We start from the raw sequence: 16,970 nt of genomic DNA on the forward strand, positions 1-16,970 counted from the left end.
GCATAGCGTGCGCGCTGCTAGACTCGGCGCATGAGTTTTTCCGCCACCACACTCACCGGCAGCAAGCCGGAACAGTACGCCCAGCTGCTGGAGCAGGCGCGCGCGCTGCTGCACGGCGAGCGCGACCGCACCGCCAACGCCGCCAACCTGTCCGCGCTGGTCTACCACGCGCTGCCCGACCTCAACTGGGTCGGCTTCTACTTCTTCGACGGCACCGAACTGGTGGTGGGCCCCTTCCAGGGCCTGCCCGCCTGCGTGCGTATCCCGCTGTCCAAGGGCGTGTGCGGCGCCGCCGCCAGCACCCGCGCCACCCAGCGGGTGGAAGACGTGGACGCGTTCCCCGGCCACATCGCCTGCGATTCGGCCAGCCGCTCCGAGCTGGTGGTCCCGCTGTACCAGGGCGATGCGCTGCTGGGCGTGTTCGACATCGACAGTCCGATCCCCGCGCGTTTTTCCGTTGAAGACCAGCATGGCCTGGAAGCGATCGCCCGGGCGTACTTGGAATCGCTTGGATGAACGTGAAGCTGCGCAACATCGGCCCCAAGTCCGCGGCATGGCTGCGCCAGGTCGGGTTGCGCACGCTGGAAGACCTGTCCGAAGCCGGTGCCGTCGGCGCCTACATGAAGGTGCGCCGGGCCGGCTTCAAACCCAGCCTCAACCTGCTGTACGCGCTGGAAGGCGCGCTGCTGGACTGCCATTGGCAGGAGGTGACAGAGGCGCGCCGCAACGAACTGGTGCAGGCCGCCGAAGCCGCCATCGCGCTGCTGCCGCCGCCGCGCGGACGGCCCGCCGCGGCGCCGGTGACCACCACCCATCATGAGGAAGCGGCGGCGCCGGCGTTCGCGCTGTTCGACGACGACCGCCACGGCGGCTCCGCCGATTGACCCAAGGCAAGGGTCCGGCCGCGGCGGCAGGCTACAATGCCCGCGCTTGAGGTGACCTTGCGGAATGCTCCGCGGGTTGAAACGGGAAGCCGGTGACGAAGCGCGAAGGCGCCTCCAGTCCGGCGCTGCCCCCGCAACGGTAAGCGCGACAACTCCGGCATCGGCCACTGTGCATGCGCATGGGAAGGCGCCGGAGGGGAACATCCCGCGAGGGATGCGCCGCGCGCGAGCCCGGAGACCGGCCCCAGGCAGTCTGATGGCGATGCGGAGGGCGTCGCGCGGCCCCGCGCGTGCGCCTGCGTCCGCCTGTGTCCGTGGTTGTCCTCTGCGTTTGCCGTCGCCCACCATCCCAGGGCGCGCGGGCGTGCGCGCCGGAGAGTCCCGAACATGAAGTTCCATCGCGATACCGTTTTCCGTCTCAGCCCGCTGGCGCTCGCACTGGCGCTGCCCGGCCTGGCATCGGCGCATGGCGACGATGCCACCGATCTCGACAAGGTCGTCGTCACCGCCACCCGCACCGCCAGCACCGCCGACGCCGCGCTGGCGGCGGTGGAGGTGATCGACCGCGCGCAGATCGACGCCAGCAGCGCGCGCTCGCTGCCGGAGCTGCTGCGCGGCCGCGCCGGCATCACCCTGGTCAACCAGGGCGGGCTGGGCAAGCTGTCCACGCTGTTCCTGCGCGGCACCGAATCCGACCACACGCTGTTCCTGATCGACGGCGTGCGCGTGGGGTCGCCGGCCTCCGGCCTGACCATGCTGCAGGACCTGCCGCTGGCGCAGATCGAGCGCATCGAGATCGTGCGCGGCCCGCGCTCCTCGCTGTACGGCGCCGACGCCATCGGCGGGGTGATCCAGATCTTCACCCGCCGCGGCGAGGCCGAAGGCGTGCGCGGCCGCGGCCGCATCGCCGCCGGCAGCCACGGCCTGCGCGAAGCCTCGGCCGGCGTCGACCTGCGCGGCAAGCGCGGCGGCGTGGGCGTGGATGTCGCCCATCAGGAAACCGACGGCATCAACGCCTGCCGCGGTTTCTACGACCCGGCCACCTGGGCCGGCGCCGGCTGCTTCATCGTGCCGGGCACGCACCTGGACCACGACGGTTACCGCAACAGCAGCGCCAGCCTGCGCGCCGACTTCGCCGCTAGCGATGGCTGGCAGATCGATGCCCGCGCCACCCGCGCCGAGGGCCACAACGACTACGACGGCGACTACGTCGACAACTCCGACATCGTCCAGCAGACCGTCGGCGGCAGCGTGCGCTGGGCCGCGGCCAGTGACGTGCAGCTGAAGCTGACCGTGGGTCGCAACAGCGATGATTCCGACAACCGCCTCGGCAGCACCTTCAGCAACCGCTTCACCACCACCCGCGACAGCGCCAGCCTGCAGGCCGACCTGACCGTGGCGCAGGGCCAGCTGCTGAGCGCGGGCTTCGACTGGCTGCGGGATCGCGCCACCATCGTCGACCCGTGGTCCCCGTTCGCCGCCGCCCGCGGCAACCGCGCCGTGTTCGCCCAGTACCAGGGCGATTTCGGCGCGCACGACCTGCAGCTGTCGCTGCGCAGTGACCGCAACGACCAGTTCGGCGGCCACCTCACCGGCGGGCTGGCTTGGGGCATGGACATCGCCGACGGCTGGCGCGTGACCGCCAGCCATGGCACCGCGTTCAAGGCGCCCAGCTTCAACGAGCTGTACTACCCCGGCTACAGCAATCCGCTGCTGCGTCCCGAGGCGTCGCGCAGCAGCGAGGTGTCGTTGCAGCGCAGCGGCGACGGCTGGCAGGTGCAGGCCAACGCGTACCACACCCGCATCGATGACCTGATCGCCTGGGACGCCAGCCTCGGCAAGCCCGGCAACGTCGAGCAGGCGCGCATCCGCGGACTGGAGCTGGCCGCGAGCGTGGCGCTGGGCGAATGGGATCTTCGCGGCCAGCTGGGCTGGCTGGACGCGCGCAACGCCAGCACCGGCTTCAACCACGACAAGCGCCTGGCGCGCCGCCCCACCCGCAGCGCCCGCATCGACCTCGACCGCAAGTTCGGCAACTGGGGCTTCGGCCTGTCCGCCATCGGCGAAGCCGCGCGCTGGGACGATGTCTCCAACAGCCTGCGGGTCGGCGGCTACGGCACCCTCGACGGCCGCGTGTCCTGGCGCTTCGCCCCGGCCTGGACCCTGCAGGCCAACGTGGTGAACCTGTTCGACAAGCGCTACGAAACCAGTGCCTGGTACGTCCAGCCCGGACGCGAATACGCACTGAGCCTGCGCTGGCAGCCGCAATGAGTTGAGGGAGGCGGCACCGCAAGGACGCGCGCAGGGATGCGACAGGGCCCGGCAGTGATGCCGGGCCCTTTTTGTGCCGGCGGTCGGAATTTCCGCTTTGGGGCGGGCGCACCCCTTGCAAACGGGTCGGCGAGCGTCCAACATTGTGAGTAATTAATTACTCACTATCGGAAACCCGATGAGCCTGCGCCCGCGCCCCCTGCCCGCCGGCGAGCGTCGCGCCGCTACGGTGGAAGCCGTGGTCGAACTGGCCGCCGAACAGAACCCCGGCGACATCACCACCGCCGCCATCGCCCAGCGCATGGGTCTGACCCAGGGCGCGCTGTTCCGGCACTTTCCCAACAAGGACGCGATCCTCGAGGCGGTGATGGGCTGGGTCAGCGAGCGCCTGCTGGCGCAGCTGGACCAGGCCGCGGCTTCAGCCACCACTCCGCTGGCGGCGCTGGAAGCGATGTTCATGGCCCACGTCGGCTTCGTCGCCCGCCATCCTGGCGTGCCGCGAATGCTGTTCGGCGAACTGCAGCGTCCCGGCGACACCCTCCCCAAGCGCATGGCGCAGACCCTCACCCAAGGCTATGCGCAGCGCCTGCGCGCGCATCTGGCGGCCGGCATCGCGCGGCAGCAACTGGATGCCGGGCTGGACCTGGACGCCGCCGCCACCCTGTTCATCGGCACCGTGCAGGGACTGGTGATGCAGTCGCTGATCGCCGGCGACGTGGCGCGCATCCGCCGCGATGCGCCCGGCGTGTTCGCCATCTATTGCCGCGGCATCCGGAGCCAGCCATGAGCCTGCCCGTCATATCCCGCCGCACGCTGATGCTGGTCGCGGCCATCGTCCCGTTGGTGCTGCTTTTTGCCTGGGTCGCGGTGCGCTCCGGTCCGCTGGCGCCGGTCGAAGTCACCACCATCAGCGTGGCCAAGCGCAGCATCGCGCCGGCGCTGTACGGCATCGGCACCGTGCAGGCGCGCTACAGCTACAAAATCGGCCCGACCTACGCCGGGCGGCTGCAGCGACTGGACGTGCACGTGGGCGATGCGGTCAAGGCCGGGCAGGTGCTGGGCGCGATGGCGCCGGTGGATCTGGACGACCGCATCGGCGCGCAGCAGGCCGCCATCGCCAGCGCGCAGGCGGCGTTGCTGCAGGCGCAGGCGCGCCAGCGTTACGCGCAGGCGCAGGCGCAGCGCTACGGCCAACTGGCACAGCAGCAGCTGGTCAGCGTGGAAACCGCCTCCGCGCGCCGGCAGGAGTTGGACGTGGCCAATGCCGGCCTGGCCGCCGCGCGCGACGACATCCGCCGCCTGCAGGCCGAACGCGACGCGGTGCAAGCGCAGCGCGGCAACCTGGCGCTGGTGGCGCCGGTGGACGGGCTGGTGGTGGCGCGCAACGCCGACCCCGGCACCACGCTGGTGGCAGGGCAGGCGGTGGTGGAAGTCATCGACCCGTCCAGCCTGTGGATCGACGCCCGCTTCGACCAGATCGCCGCCGGTGGGCTGGCCGCGGGCCTGTCCGCCGATATCACCCTACGCTCCGGGCCGGACGGCGCGCACGCGGGCACGGTGCTGCGCACCGAGCCGGTGGCCGACGCGGTGACCGAGGAAACCCGCGCCAAGATCGTGTTCGCCAGCCTGCCCAAGCCGCTGCCACCGCTGGGCGAACTGGCTGAAGTGACCGTGCGCCTGCCGGCGCAGGCGGCGATGCCCGCCATTCCCAACGCCACCATCCGCACCGTGGGTGGCCAGCGCGGCGTGTGGAAGCTGGTCAATGGCGAACTCGAGTTCGCGCCACTGGCACTTGGCCGCAGCGACCTGGACGGCAACGTGCAGGTGCGCAAGGGCTTGGCCGGCGGCGAACAGGTGGTGCTGTACAGCGAGAAAGCACTGACCGCCAACAGCCGCATCCACGTGGTCGAACAGATCCGGGGCACCGCGCCGTGATCAGCCTGGCCGGCCGCGACATCCTGCACGCCTGGGGCAAGTTCCTGTTCACCGGCATTGGCCTGGGCCTGCTGATCGGGGTCACCCTGACCATGGCCGGGGTGTACCGCGGCATGGTCGACGACGGCAAGGTGCTGCTGGACAACAGCGGCGCCGACCTGTGGGTGGTACAGCGCGACACCCTCGGCCCGTATGCGGAATCCTCCAGCGTGCCGGACGACCTGTGGCGCGACATCCACGTGCTGCCCGGGGTGGCACAGGCCGCCAACGCCACCTACCTCACCATGCAGGTGCGTCAGGGCGAGCGCGACGTGCGCGCGATGGTGGTCGGCATCGCCGCCGGCGCGCCCGGCACCCCTGGCTGGCCGCCGCAGCTGGTGGCCGGCCGGCAGGTCACCCGCGGCCATTACGAGGCGGTGGCCGACGTCGCCGGCGGGTTCCGCCTCGGCGACACGCTCGGCATCCGCCGCCATCGCTTCACCGTGGTCGGACTGACCCGGCGCATGGTGTCGTCCAGCGGCGACCCGATGGTGTTCATCCCGCTCAAGGACGCGCAGCAGGCGCAGTTCCTCAAGGACAACGACGCGATCCGGATGCAGCGCCGGCGCACCGCGGAGAACCCCGCCTTCAACCGCCCCGGCGTGCCCGGCCTGCTGGACGCGGTGGACGCCTCGCAGGCCAGCAACAGCGCGGTCAACGCGGTGCTGGTGCGGCTGGCGCCCGGCCACGCCGCCAGCGAGGTGGCCGAGCCGATCCGGCGCTGGAAGCGGCTGACCGTGTACGACCGCCCGCAGATGGAAGCGATCCTGGTGGGCAAGCTGATCGCCACCTCGGCACGCCAGATCGGCATGTTCCTGGTGATCCTGGCCGCGGTCAGCGCCGCCATCGTGGCGTTCATCATCTACACGCTGACCATGGACAAGATCCGCGAGATCGCCGTGCTCAAGCTGATCGGCACCCGCAACCGCACGATCGCGTGGATGATCCTGCAGCAGGCGCTGGTGCTGGGCGTGATCGGCTTCGTGGTGGGCAAGATCACCGCCACGTTCGCCGCACCGCTGTTCCCCAAGTACGTGCTGCTGGTGCCCGGCGATTCGGTGCTGGGCTTCTTCGCGGTGCTGCTGCTGTGCGTGGCCTCTAGCGTGGTCGCCATCCGGATGGCGCTGAAGGTCGATCCGGCCGAAGCGATCGGGGGTTGAGCATGGCCGCCACCGGCATCCGCATCGAAGGCCTGCGCAAGCGTTACGGCAGCGGCGACACCGCGGTGCTGGCGCTGAAGGACGTCAACATGCAGGTCGCGTCCGGCGAAGTGGTGGGCCTGGTCGGGCCCTCCGGCTCCGGCAAGAGCACGCTGCTGAAGAGCCTTGGCGCGGTGATCGACCCCACCGCCGGGCGCATGCAGCTGGGCGATGAGGTGATCTTCGACAACGGCTGGAAGGTGCGCGACCTGCGCGCGCTGCGCCGCGACAAGATCGGCTTCGTGTTCCAGGCGCCCTACCTGATCCCGTTCCTCGACGTCACCGACAACGTCGCCCTGCTGCCGATGCTGGCCGGCGTGGCGAATGCCGAGGCGCGCGCCCGCGCGCTGGAACTGCTGGCCGCGCTGGAGGTGCAGCACCGCGCGCGGGCGATGCCGGCGCAGCTGTCCGGCGGCGAGCAGCAGCGGGTGGCGATCGCGCGCGGGCTGGTCAACCGGCCGCCGGTGATCCTGGCCGACGAACCCACCGCGCCGCTGGATTCGCAACGCGCGCTGGCGGTGATCCGGCTGCTCAACGACATGGCCCGGCGCTTCCGGACCGCGGTCATCGTGGTGACCCACGACGAGAAGATCATCCCCACCTTCAAGCGCATCTACCACATCCGCGACGGGGTGACCTTCGAGGAAGCCGGCGAAGGCCGCGGCTTCGACTGAAGCCACGGCGGGCGGCGGACGGCGCGGCTACGGAGCAGGCACGACTTCTTCGCGCTGCGCCTGCAGCAGCACCAGGCACTGTTCCGCCGGCAGCGGCGGCGCCTTCAGGTAGCCCTGCATGTGCGCGCAATGGTGCTCGCGCAGGAACGCCAGCTGCGCCTGCGTTTCCACCCCTTCGGCCAGCACGCGCAGGCCAAGGTTGTCGGCCAGCGCGATGATGGTCCGCACGATCGCGGCGTCGCTGGCATCGCCCGGTACGTCGGCGATGAACGAGCGGTCGATCTTCAGGCAGTGCAGCGGGAACGCCTTGAGGTAGCCCAGCGAGGAATAGCCGGTACCGAAATCGTCGATGGCGATGTTCACGCCCAGCTTCTGCAGGTCGCCCAGCACCGCCGCGGCGGCCGCCAGGTCGTCCATCAGCATTGATTCGGTGATTTCCAGCTCCAGCGACGAGGGCGGCAGGTCGTTCTCGCGCAGCACCTGGCCCACCATGTCCACCAGGTCGCGCTGGCGGAACTGCCGCGCAGACAGGTTCACCGCCATGGTGCCCGGCGCCAGCCCGGCGTCACGCCAGGCGCGCAGTTGCCGGCAGGCTTCGCGCAGCACCCAGTTGCCGATGGCCAGGATCAATCCGGAGCGCTCGGCCACCGGCACGAACTCGCCGGGCGCCACCTTGCCCAGCTCCGCCGAGTGCCAGCGCAGCAGCGCCTCCCAGCCCACCAGCGCGCCGCTGCGGACATTCCACTGCGGCTGGTAGTGCAGCAGCAGCTCACCACGCTCCAGCGCCACCCGCAGCTGCGACTCCAGCAGCATCTGGCGGTCGAATTCCGCACCCACCGACCGGTCGTACACCTCCATGCAGTTGCGCCCGGACTGCTTGGCCCGGTGCAGGGCCAGGCCCGCATGCCGCATCACCGCGCCCGCCGCCTGGCCCGGTTCGGCGCTGGCCATCAGGCCGATGCTGGCACTGATCTGGATGCGGTCCTGGCCGATCCCGAATTCGCGCGTCATCGCCTGCAGCAGCAACTCGCCGAGCTCGCGCGCGGCGGCGGGCGGCTGGCCCTCCAGCACCACCACGAACTCATCGCCACTCAGACGGGCCACGAACACACCCTTGGGCACGCTGGCGCGGATGCGCGATGCCACTGCCACCAGCAGCCGGTCGCCCTGCGCGTAGCCCAGCGTGTCGTTGACGTGGCGGAAATGATCCAGACCCAGTAGCAGCAGGGCGCAATCGCCGTTCGCCGCCTCCCTGCGCGCAAGCACCTGCTCGAGATGCTCGGCCAACCCCACCCGGTTCGGCAACCCGGTCAGCACGTCGTGGGTCAGCATGTCGCGCATGCGCCGGAACGGGCGCCGGATGGCTTCGGCGTAGATGGCGCGATACAGGAAGTAGTACGCCACCAGCTTGTAGGCATGCCCGAGCAGGTTGGCCGTGCTGGCCACGCGCACGTACAGGATGAAGAACAGCTCGCTGGCGGCCAGCAGCAGCAGTGCCAGCAGCAGGCTGTTGAAGTCGATGTCCACCTGCCGCCGGCGCCGCAGCACCAGCAGTAATGCACCGCCCAGGTACAGCGCGCAAGCACCCCACTCCAGCCGGATCTTCAGCGGGGTCAGGCCGATGCCTTCGCGATACATCGGCGCGAGGCGTTCGGGCGCCGTCAACGGGAACCACGATGCACACAGCACCAGCAGCAGGATCCCGGCGTACCAGCCCTGCCGCCGCAGCCGCGAGACCGGCAACGGGCGCTCCGCGAGCAACAGGTAGCCCAGCAGCCCGATCCCGGCGGCATAGCGCGACAGCAGCCAGAACAGGATGGACTTGTGCGGGGAATTCGCGCTCACCACGTCCGGCATCCCGGCATAACTCAGCAGGTGCTGCGCGTCGAACAGCGCCACCGCCAGGAATGCCCCGCCCAGCAGCATGGCGCGGGTCGAGCGCTCGGCTCCGGTGGTCCCCATGCCGACGAAGAACACCAGTGCGGCCACCGCCACCGCGAAGATCTCCAGCAGCGAATGCAGGGCCAGGAAATCCGCGTGCGGGATCGGCAGCTGGTGCGACGGCGTCGATTGCCACGCCAGCAACGGAACCGCCAGCGCCAGCAACAGCATGCCGACGATGCGGTGCAGCGCGGGCCCCTGCATCGCGCCTGGCCTGTCCTCAAGCATCCCGCCCCCATCCATCATCGCCCCGGCGATGGCTTATCGCGCAGCATCCCCCATGCCGTGGTGCATTCACAAGCGCATGCGGGCATGGGCACCGGCAACACCGGGCCCCGGGGCACCCGGCGCGGCGGCGGACCCCACTCTGCGCAGGGGGTTCCCCCGCGGTTGCCAGCCATCGCCGTGCGCGGCCAGCCGCAGCGTGCCACCATGCGTGGCCATCTGTCCGATGACACTGCAAATGTCTGATCTCGATACCCTGCGCGCGCGCGCGCTGCAGGCTGCGCAACAGGCCTATGCGCCGTATTCGCAACTGCGCGTCGGCGCCGCCCTGCGTTCGGCCGCCGGCCATGTCTACACCGGCTGCAACGTGGAAAACGCGTCCTACACGCTGGGCAACTGCGCCGAGCGCGCGGCCATCGCCGCTGCGGTGCAGGCGGAGGGCGCCGACTTCCGGCTGGCCGCCATCGCGGTCACCGCCTTCGACGCCGGCGGCGATGTGCTGCCGATCTCACCCTGCGGCGGCTGCCGGCAGGCACTGGTGGAGTTCGGCGAAGACGCAACCGTGAGCTTCCGCCAACCCGATGCGCAGTGGCTCGACGTGACGGCAGGCGCACTGCTGCCGCACCGCTTCAGCTTTCCCGAGCGCTGAAGCAGAGCCGCCGCTGCGGTCATCGCGCGGGCTTGTGACTGCCCTCGTCGATGACAGGCAGACTCCCCGCTACAGCCAACGCCACCCCGGTACCGCCGCGGGCGCGGTTTCGCCCAGCGTGAATGCCGCACGCACCTGCGCAGCCGCACGCTCGGCATCGGCGGCGGTGCGCGCATGCACGCTGGCCAAGACCGCGCCTGCTTCCAGCCACTGCCCGCGCGCGGCCACGTCGGACAGCCCCACCGACGGGTCGATGGTCGCGCCCGGCACGCGCCGGCCGCCGCCCAGGTCGACCACGCATTCGCCCAGCGCGCGCACGTCGATGGCCTGCACCACGCCGGCTGCCTGCACCATGACCTCCCGCTGCACCGGCGCCTGCGGCAGCGCGTGCGTGAACACGTCGGCCGGCCCGCCCAGCGCCGCCACCATCCGCGCGAAGCGTTCCGCCGCGGTGCCGCTGTCCAGCGCCTGGCGCGCGCGCAGCAGCGCCGCTTCCCCGTTCTCCGCCAGTCCCGCCATATGCAGCAGGCGGGCCGCCTGTGCGAGTACCAGCGCCTGCAGGCGCTGGCAACGTGGACGGCCTGACAGCAGGTCCAGCACGCCCTGCACCTCCAGCGCATTGCCCGCGGTACGCCCGAGTACCTGGCCCATGTCGCTGAGCATCGCCGCCAGCTGCAGGCCGCTGCCGGCCGCCACCGCCTGCATGCGCGCGGCCAGTGCCTGCGCATCGGCCTCGTCCGGCGTCTGCGCGCCGCTGCCGGTCTTGATGTCCAGCACCAGCGCCTGCGCACCGCCGGCCAGCTTTTTCGACAGGATCGAGGCGACGATCAACTCGGGCACGTCGACAGTGGCGGTGACGTCGCGCACCGCATACAGGCGGCGGTCGGCCGGCACCAGGTCCGCGCTCTGTCCGACGATCGCGCAGCCGACCTCGCGCACCACCCGCGCCAGCCGCGCGGGGTCGGGATTCACGTCATAGCCGGGCAGGCTTTCCAGCTTGTCGAGGGTGCCGCCGGTATGGCCCAGGCCGCGCCCGGAGATCATCGGCACGAAGCCGCCGCAGGCCGCCAGCAGCGGCGCCAGCGCCAGGCTCACGCAGTCGCCGACGCCGCCGGTGGAATGCTTGTCCAGCACCGGCCCGGGCAGCTCGCGCCAGTCCAGGCAGCGGCCGGAATCGCGCAGCGCGAAGGTGAAGTCGCGGCATTCGGCGGCATCCAGACCGCGCCATGCCACCGCCATCGCGAACGCGCCGACCTGGCCCTCGCTCCACGCCTCGTCGGCGATGCCCTCGGCCAGCGCCTGCCACTGCGCGGCATCGAGCCTGCGTCCTTCGCGCTTGGCGCGGATCAGCGCAGCGGCGGACCAGGGATTCATGCGGAGCGCGCGCGACGCTGGCCGCGCGGAAAGTGGCGAAGCGACATCGGGATCACCGCAGGCAGCCGAAGACCGGCGCCGCCAGCCTAGGCGCGGCGACGCGCGCCAGCCTTGATCCAGGACAATCTTCGCCGCTGCTTATTCCACCGTGACCGACTTGGCCAGGTTGCGCGGCTTGTCGACGTCGGTGCCGCGTGCCAGCGCGGTGTGGTAGGCCAGCAACTGCACCGGGATGGCATGCACGATCGGCGAGAGGATGCCGACGTGGCGCGGCGTGCGGATCACGTGCACGCCCTCGGATTCGCTGAAGCTGCTGTCGGCGTCGGCGAACACGAACATCTCGCCGCCACGCGCGCGCACTTCCTGGATGTTCGACTTCACCTTCTCCAGCAGCGCGTCGTTGGGCGCGATCACCACCACCGGCATCTGCGTGTCCACCAGCGCCAGCGGGCCGTGCTTGAGCTCGCCAGCCGGGTAGCCCTCGGCGTGGATGTACGAAATTTCCTTGAGCTTGAGCGCGCCTTCCAGCGCGATCGGGTAATGCGTGCCGCGGCCGAGGAACAGCGCGTGCTGCCGCGGCGCGAACTTCTCGGCCCACGACGCCACCTGCGGTTCCAGGTTGAGTGCGTGCTGCACGCTGCCGGGCAGGTGGCGCAGGGCCTCCAGCAGCTCGCCTTCTCGCGCCTCGTCGATCTTCCCGCGCAGCTTGCCCAGCGTGACCGCCAGCGCGAACAGCGCCACCAGCTGGGTGGTGAAGGCCTTGGTCGACGCCACCCCGATCTCGGCGCCGGCGCGGGTCAGGAACAGCAGCCTGCTGGCGCGCGGGATGGCCGACTCCGGCACGTTGCAGATGGACAGGGTCTTGTCCTGCCCCTGTGCCTTGGCGTACTTCAGCGCCTCCATCGTGTCCAGCGTTTCGCCGGACTGCGAAATGGTCACCACCAGCTGCTTCGGGTTGCCCACCACGGTGCGGTAGCGGTACTCGCTGGCGATGTCGACCGCGCAGGGCAGGCCGGCGAGCGCCTCGATCCAGTAGCGCGCGGTCAACCCGGCGTAGTAGCTGGTGCCGCAGGCGAGGATCTGCACCGACTCGACGTCGGCCAGCACGCTGGCCGCCTCCTTGCCGAACAGTCCCGCATCGAAGCCGCCCGCATCGACGATGCCCTCCACGGTGTCGCCGATCGCGCGCGGCTGCTCGTGGATTTCCTTCTGCATGAAGTGGCGGTACGGGCCCAGTTCCAGCGAGGCCAGCGACACGTCGGACACGTGCACCTCGCGTGCCACCGGCGCATCGCCGGCGTCGAACACCTGCACGCCGTCGCGGGTCAGCTCGGCGGTATCGCCCTCTTCGAGGAAGATCACCCGCCGCGTCGCGGAGACAATCGCGGAGACGTCCGAGGCGACGAAATTCTCGCCTTCGCCCAGGCCGACCAGCAGCGGGCAACCCATGCGCGCGGCCACCAGCGTGGACGGATCGCGCTTGTCGATCACCGCCAGCGCATAGGCGCCGTGCAGCTCCTTCACCGCCGCCTGCAGCGCGGACAGGAGGCTGCCGCCCTGGGCGCGGTGGTAGTGGATCAGGTGGGCGACCACTTCGGTATCGGTCTGCGAGGTGAACTCGTAGCCCAGCGCCTGCAACCGCTGCCGCTGCGCCTCGTGGTTTTCGATGATGCCGTTGTGCACCAGCGCCAGCTCGCCATGGCTGATGTGCGGATGTGCATTGGATTCGGTGACCCCGCCGTGGGTGGCCCAGCGGGTGTGGCCGATGCCGAGGTGGGCATCCAGGCCTTCCGCCAGGGCGGCGGCCTCCATCTCGGCGACGCGGCCGGTACGGCGCACCCGGCGCACGTCCTCCCCGGACAACACCGCGATGCCGGCCGAGTCGTAGCCGCGGTATTCCAGTCGCTTCAGGCCATCCACCAGCAGGGGCACGACGTCACGGTTGGCGATGGCGCCGACGATTCCACACATGCTGGCACTGCTCCTTGAGGGGATGGGGAAGTGTAGTCGCAGCGGGCCGGCGGGTGTCCGCGCGGACGCCGGGATGCGTCCGTCCGGACACCGGACGCCGCCACCAAATCCATATATATCAAACACTTGCGATTGGCACGCGGATTGCTGATGGACAGGCATGGACCCTTCTTCCACCGACGCCCGCATGGACAACCACCGCCGCATCCGCGACACCTCCGGCCAGGACCAGGTCATGGCCACGCCCTACCGCCCCGCCCGTCGCAGGCGGATCGCCATTGCCGCGACCAGCGCCGCGGTGGTGCTGGCGCTGGGCGGCTGGGTGGCCTCCGGCTGGCTGTCGGGCGACCGTTCGTTCGACGCCTCGCGCCTGCGCATCGCCAGCGTCACCCGCGGCGACCTGGTGCGCGATCTCAGCGCCGAAGGCCGGGTGATCGCGGCCAACAGCCCGACCCTGTACGCGATCGCCGCCGGCACCGTGGCGCTGAAGATCGTCGCCGGCGACAAGGTGGCGAAGGGCCAGCCGCTGGCGGTGATCGACAGTCCCGAGCTGCGCAGCAGGCTGGTGCAGGAGGAATCCACCCTCGCCAGCCTGGAGGCCGAAGCAAGCCGCGCCGTGCTGGATGCGCAGATCGCGCGCGCCAACGCGCAGCGCGCACTGGACCAGGCCAGCGTCGACCGCACCGCGGCGATGCGCGATCTGGAGCGCTACCAGCGCGCCTATGAAGGCGGCGCGGTGCCGCAGAACGATCTGGCGCGCGCGCAGGACCTGATGAAGAAGGCCGACATCGGCCTGTCCGCAGCGCGCAAGGACTTCTCGCTGCAGAGCAGCGGCGCCGGGCTGGATGCGCGCAACAAGCAGTTGCAGGCGCAGCGCCAGCGCGCGGTGGTGGAGGAAGCCCGCCGGCAAGTGGATGCACTGACCCTGCGCGCGCCGTTCGATGGCCAGGTCGGGCAGGTGCAGGTGCCGCAGGGCACCCAGGTCGCCACCAACGGGCCGGTGCTCAGCGTGGTGGACCTCAGCCGCTTCGAGGTCGAGATCAAGGTGCCGGAGAGCTTCGCGCGTGACCTGGGCATCGGCATGCCGGCGCAGATCAGCGCCAACAACACCCGCTACGCCGGCGAGATCGCCGCCGTCTCGCCCGAGGTGGTGAACGGCGAGGTCACCGCCCGCGTGCGCTTCGCCGAAGGCAAGCAGCCCCCGGGCCTGCGCCAGAACCAGCGGCTGAGCGTGCGGATCGTGATGGACACCCGCCGCGACGTGCTGATGGTGGAGCGCGGCCCGTTCCTGGAACAGGACGGCGGCAACCTCGCCTGGGTGGTGGATGGCAGCAGCGCGACGCGCCGCCCGATCCGCACCGGGGCGTCCAGCCTCTCGTCCGTGGAAATCGTCTCGGGCCTGAAGGTCGGCGACCGCATCGTCGTCTCCGGCACCGATCAGTTCGGCACCGCCGAGCGCGTCCGCATCTCCGGCAACTGAGCAGCGAGGATTCCGCCATGCATGCCATCGACCGCAACTTCCCCACCTTCCGCTGGACGCCCGCACAGCTCGCCGATGCAGTACCGCCGCGCCTGGGCGAACTGTTCGCCTGCACCACCGACCGCGACGCCAGGCGCGGCCCCGCCGACACGGCACGCCATCGCACGCGCACCACGCCGGACTACCTGCCGGCCGAAGCGCTGGCGCCACGCTTCCGCGTTTCCTGACCCGACAACCACACAAGGAATCCCCGTCATGCTGGACATGCGCCAGGTCACCAAGGTCTACCGCACCGAGCTCGTGGAAACGCACGCACTGCGCTCGCTCGACCTGCAGGTCGGCGAGGGCGAGTTCGTCGCCGTCACCGGGCCGTCGGGCTCGGGCAAGACCACCTTCCTCAACATCGCCGGCCTGCTGGAGGAATTCACCGGCGGCGACTACGTGCTGGATGGCGTCGACGTGAAGGGCCTGAACGACAACGCCCGTTCGCGCCTGCGCAACGAGAAGATCGGCTTCATCTTCCAGGGCTTCAACCTGATCCCCGACCTCAACCTGTTCGACAACTGCGACGTGCCGCTGCGCTACCGCGGCATGCCGGCATCGGAGCGCAAGCTGCGCATCGAGGATGCGCTGGGCATGGTGGGCTTGGGCTCGCGGATGAAGCACTACCCGGCAGAGCTCTCCGGCGGCCAGCAGCAGCGCGCGGCGATCGCCCGCGCGCTGGCCGGCAGCCCGCGCCTTTTGCTGGCGGACGAACCGACCGGCAACCTGGACTCGCAGATGGCGCGCAGCGTGATGGAGCTGCTGGAGGACATCAACCAGCAGGGCACCACCATCGTGATGGTCACCCATGACCCGGAGCTGGCCGCACGCGCGCAGCGCAACGTCCACATCGTCGACGGCATGGCCTCGGACGTGGTCATGGAGGCCGCCATCGCCCATTCGCCGCACGCCCGCGTCGCCATCGCCTGAGGACACCGCCATGTTCGGCTACTACCTCAACCTCGCCCTGCGCAGCTTCCGCCGCAACCGCGTGCTCACCGCGCTGATGGTGCTGGCGATCGCGCTCGGCATCGGCGCCAGCATGACCACGCTGACCGTCTTCCACGTCCTCTCCGGCGACCCGATCCCGCAGAAGAGCGACCGCCTGTTCTACGTCCAGCTGGATCCGGAAACGCGCGACGGCTACAAGCCGGGCGACGAGCCGCAGGACCAGCTCACCCGCTTCGATGCCGAGGAACTGCTGCGCCAGAAGAAGGCCAAGCGGCAGGCCATGATGACCGGCGGCGGCGGCGTGGTGGAGCCGGATGGCAACAAGCTCAAGCCGTTCACGGTTGGCCTGCGCTATACCTCGGCCGACTTCTTCGCGATGTTCGACGTGCCGTTCCTGCGCGGCCGGTCATGGACCGGAGGCGATGATGACGGCCGTGCACGGGTGACGGTGGTGACCCGGGAACTGGGCGAAAAGCTGTTCGGCGGCAGCGACCCGGTAGGCCGCGAGCTGCGCATCGACGGCCATGCCCTGCGCATCGTGGGCGTGATCGACGACTGGAAGCCGGCGCCGCACTTCTACGACCTCAACACCGGCCGCTACGACAGCGACGAACAGGCGTTCGTGCCGATCAGCACCGCACTGGACCTCAAGCTGGGCCGCAACGGCAGCATGAACTGCTTCGGCCGCACCATCGTCAACGACCCCACCGCGCAGAACGTGCCCTGCAGCTGGATGCAGTACTGGGTGGAGCTGGAAAGCGCCGGCGACGCGGCCGCGTACAAACGCTATCTCGACAACTACTCCGAGCAGCAGCGCAGCGCCGGCCGTTTCGAGCGCCCGGCCAATACCCGACTGCGCAACGTGATGGAGTGGCTGGAGTTCCGCCAGGTCGTGCCCGGCGACGTGCGCCTGCAGATGTGGCTGGCGTTCGCCTTCCTGGTGGTCTGCCTGCTCAATACCGTCGGCCTGCTGCTGGCCAAGTTCCTGCGCCGCAGCGGCGAGATCGGCGTGCGCCGCGCGCTGGGCGCGTCGCGGATGGAGATCTTCAAGCAGTGCCTGGTCGAAGCCGGCACGGTTGGCGTGGCAGGCGGCGCGCTCGGCCTGGTGCTGGCCCTGCTGGGGCTGTGGGCGGTACGCCAGCGCCCGGCCGAGTACGCGCAGCTGGCCCACCTGGACGGCGGCATGCTCGCGCTGACCTTCGTGCTCGCCATCGGCGCCAGCCTGCTCGCCGGCCTGCTCCCCGCCTGGCGCGCGATGCGCGTGCCGCCGGCGCTGCAGCTGAAATCGCAATGACCCGCGCGACACCGCGCGGCACCTGACATCCCGGAGAATCC

The 16,970-nt window shown here is 70.4% G+C and carries 15 protein-coding genes and 1 riboswitch; of the genes, 12 read left to right on the top strand and 3 right to left on the bottom strand.

Going from position 1 to position 16,970, the window contains the following annotated elements:
- Nucleotides 1-30 precede the first annotated feature (30 nt).
- The 7 genes from ICG51_RS05645 to ICG51_RS05675 all read left to right on the top strand — a co-directional run bounded on the left by ICG51_RS05645 (nucleotide 31) and on the right by ICG51_RS05675 (nucleotide 7,002).
- The gene (locus tag ICG51_RS05645) at nucleotides 31-516 is read left to right on the top strand and encodes a GAF domain-containing protein (RefSeq protein ID WP_190282025.1); all 486 of its coding nucleotides are present in this window, start codon (nucleotides 31-33) and stop codon (nucleotides 514-516) included.
- Nucleotides 513-884, top strand: coding sequence for a TfoX/Sxy family protein (locus ICG51_RS05650; protein WP_190282026.1), 372 nt, complete (start codon nucleotides 513-515; stop codon nucleotides 882-884). The genes ICG51_RS05645 and ICG51_RS05650 overlap by 4 nt, the downstream gene beginning before the upstream one ends.
- A gap of 32 nt (nucleotides 885-916) precedes the next feature.
- Nucleotides 917-1,146, top strand: a riboswitch (cobalamin riboswitch).
- 125 nt (nucleotides 1,147-1,271) lie between these two features.
- Complete coding sequence (locus ICG51_RS05655; protein WP_190282027.1) at nucleotides 1,272-3,155, top strand: TonB-dependent receptor; 1,884 nt, start codon at nucleotides 1,272-1,274, stop codon at nucleotides 3,153-3,155.
- A 178-nt stretch (nucleotides 3,156-3,333) separates the two neighbouring features.
- Nucleotides 3,334-3,942: a TetR family transcriptional regulator gene (locus tag ICG51_RS05660; protein ID WP_190282028.1), complete on the top strand. Its 609-nt coding sequence runs from the start codon at nucleotides 3,334-3,336 to the stop codon at nucleotides 3,940-3,942.
- On the top strand, nucleotides 3,939-5,090 hold the full coding sequence (locus tag ICG51_RS05665; RefSeq protein ID WP_190282029.1) for an efflux RND transporter periplasmic adaptor subunit: 1,152 nt from the start codon (nucleotides 3,939-3,941) through the stop codon (nucleotides 5,088-5,090). The genes ICG51_RS05660 and ICG51_RS05665 overlap by 4 nt, the downstream gene beginning before the upstream one ends.
- The gene (locus tag ICG51_RS05670; protein ID WP_190282030.1) at nucleotides 5,087-6,289 is read left to right on the top strand and encodes an ABC transporter permease; all 1,203 of its coding nucleotides are present in this window, start codon (nucleotides 5,087-5,089) and stop codon (nucleotides 6,287-6,289) included. Before ICG51_RS05665 ends, ICG51_RS05670 begins: the two co-directional genes overlap by 4 nt.
- A 2-nt stretch (nucleotides 6,290-6,291) precedes the next feature.
- The gene (locus ICG51_RS05675; RefSeq protein ID WP_190282376.1) at nucleotides 6,292-7,002 is read left to right on the top strand and encodes an ABC transporter ATP-binding protein; all 711 of its coding nucleotides are present in this window, start codon (nucleotides 6,292-6,294) and stop codon (nucleotides 7,000-7,002) included.
- Nucleotides 7,003-7,029: 27 nt separating this feature from the next.
- On the opposite strand, the gene ICG51_RS05680 is transcribed toward ICG51_RS05675, so the two are convergent.
- Nucleotides 7,030-9,171 (bottom strand): EAL domain-containing protein, encoded by a 2,142-nt coding sequence (locus ICG51_RS05680; RefSeq protein WP_223809530.1) that lies wholly within the window; start codon nucleotides 9,169-9,171, stop codon nucleotides 7,030-7,032.
- Nucleotides 9,172-9,406: 235 nt separating this feature from the next.
- Between ICG51_RS05680 and ICG51_RS05685 the strand changes: the two genes are divergently transcribed.
- On the top strand, nucleotides 9,407-9,817 hold the full coding sequence (locus ICG51_RS05685; RefSeq protein ID WP_223809531.1) for a cytidine deaminase: 411 nt from the start codon (nucleotides 9,407-9,409) through the stop codon (nucleotides 9,815-9,817).
- Nucleotides 9,818-9,886: 69 nt separating this feature from the next.
- On the opposite strand, the gene ICG51_RS05690 is transcribed toward ICG51_RS05685, so the two are convergent.
- Both ICG51_RS05690 and glmS read right to left on the bottom strand, forming a co-directional pair.
- The gene (locus ICG51_RS05690) at nucleotides 9,887-11,191 is read right to left on the bottom strand and encodes a thymidine phosphorylase (RefSeq protein WP_190282032.1); all 1,305 of its coding nucleotides are present in this window, start codon (nucleotides 11,189-11,191) and stop codon (nucleotides 9,887-9,889) included.
- Between the two features lie 138 nt (nucleotides 11,192-11,329).
- On the bottom strand, nucleotides 11,330-13,162 hold the full coding sequence (glmS, locus tag ICG51_RS05695) for a glutamine--fructose-6-phosphate transaminase (isomerizing) (RefSeq protein WP_190282033.1): 1,833 nt from the start codon (nucleotides 13,160-13,162) through the stop codon (nucleotides 11,330-11,332).
- A gap of 187 nt (nucleotides 13,163-13,349) precedes the next feature.
- Here glmS and ICG51_RS05700 point away from each other — a divergent pair, with 187 nt between their 5' ends.
- The 4 genes from ICG51_RS05700 to ICG51_RS05715 are packed head-to-tail and all read left to right on the top strand — an operon-like array spanning nucleotide 13,350 to nucleotide 16,929.
- Nucleotides 13,350-14,642 (top strand): efflux RND transporter periplasmic adaptor subunit, encoded by a 1,293-nt coding sequence (locus ICG51_RS05700; RefSeq protein WP_190282378.1) that lies wholly within the window; start codon nucleotides 13,350-13,352, stop codon nucleotides 14,640-14,642.
- 17 nt (nucleotides 14,643-14,659) lie between these two features.
- Entirely contained in the window at nucleotides 14,660-14,869 is a 210-nt protein-coding gene (locus ICG51_RS05705; protein ID WP_190282034.1) for a hypothetical protein, read from the top strand.
- A 28-nt stretch (nucleotides 14,870-14,897) separates the two neighbouring features.
- Nucleotides 14,898-15,614, top strand: a complete 717-nt coding sequence (locus tag ICG51_RS05710) for an ABC transporter ATP-binding protein (protein WP_190282035.1) — start codon at nucleotides 14,898-14,900, stop codon at nucleotides 15,612-15,614.
- Nucleotides 15,615-15,624: 10 nt separating this feature from the next.
- Nucleotides 15,625-16,929 carry an ABC transporter permease gene (locus ICG51_RS05715; RefSeq protein ID WP_190282036.1) on the top strand — a complete coding sequence of 435 codons (1,305 nt, stop codon included), beginning with the start codon at nucleotides 15,625-15,627 and terminating at the stop codon, nucleotides 16,927-16,929.
- The last annotated feature ends 41 nt before the right edge of the window (nucleotides 16,930-16,970 follow it).

Source organism: Thermomonas sp. XSG (assembly GCF_014678725.1).
Classification (GTDB): Bacteria; Pseudomonadota; Gammaproteobacteria; order Xanthomonadales; family Xanthomonadaceae; genus Thermomonas.

What these genes read in the sequence shown, in the direction of transcription:
- ICG51_RS05645 (WP_190282025.1), top strand. Translation starts at nt 31, where the DNA reads ATGAGTTTTTCCGCCACCACACTCACCGGCAGCAAGCCGGAACAGTAC.
- ICG51_RS05650 (WP_190282026.1), top strand. Translation starts at nt 513, where the DNA reads ATGAACGTGAAGCTGCGCAACATCGGCCCCAAGTCCGCGGCATGGCTG.
- ICG51_RS05655 (WP_190282027.1), top strand. Translation starts at nt 1,272, where the DNA reads ATGAAGTTCCATCGCGATACCGTTTTCCGTCTCAGCCCGCTGGCGCTC.
- ICG51_RS05660 (WP_190282028.1), top strand. Translation starts at nt 3,334, where the DNA reads ATGAGCCTGCGCCCGCGCCCCCTGCCCGCCGGCGAGCGTCGCGCCGCT.
- ICG51_RS05665 (WP_190282029.1), top strand. Translation starts at nt 3,939, where the DNA reads ATGAGCCTGCCCGTCATATCCCGCCGCACGCTGATGCTGGTCGCGGCC.
- ICG51_RS05675 (WP_190282376.1), top strand. Translation starts at nt 6,292, where the DNA reads ATGGCCGCCACCGGCATCCGCATCGAAGGCCTGCGCAAGCGTTACGGC.
- ICG51_RS05680 (WP_223809530.1), bottom strand. Translation starts at nt 9,171, where the DNA reads ATGCTTGAGGACAGGCCAGGCGCGATGCAGGGGCCCGCGCTGCACCGC.
- ICG51_RS05685 (WP_223809531.1), top strand. Translation starts at nt 9,407, where the DNA reads ATGTCTGATCTCGATACCCTGCGCGCGCGCGCGCTGCAGGCTGCGCAA.
- ICG51_RS05690 (WP_190282032.1), bottom strand. Translation starts at nt 11,191, where the DNA reads ATGAATCCCTGGTCCGCCGCTGCGCTGATCCGCGCCAAGCGCGAAGGA.
- glmS (WP_190282033.1), bottom strand. Translation starts at nt 13,162, where the DNA reads ATGTGTGGAATCGTCGGCGCCATCGCCAACCGTGACGTCGTGCCCCTG.
- ICG51_RS05700 (WP_190282378.1), top strand. Translation starts at nt 13,350, where the DNA reads ATGGACAACCACCGCCGCATCCGCGACACCTCCGGCCAGGACCAGGTC.
- ICG51_RS05705 (WP_190282034.1), top strand. Translation starts at nt 14,660, where the DNA reads ATGCATGCCATCGACCGCAACTTCCCCACCTTCCGCTGGACGCCCGCA.
- ICG51_RS05710 (WP_190282035.1), top strand. Translation starts at nt 14,898, where the DNA reads ATGCTGGACATGCGCCAGGTCACCAAGGTCTACCGCACCGAGCTCGTG.
- ICG51_RS05715 (WP_190282036.1), top strand. Translation starts at nt 15,625, where the DNA reads ATGTTCGGCTACTACCTCAACCTCGCCCTGCGCAGCTTCCGCCGCAAC.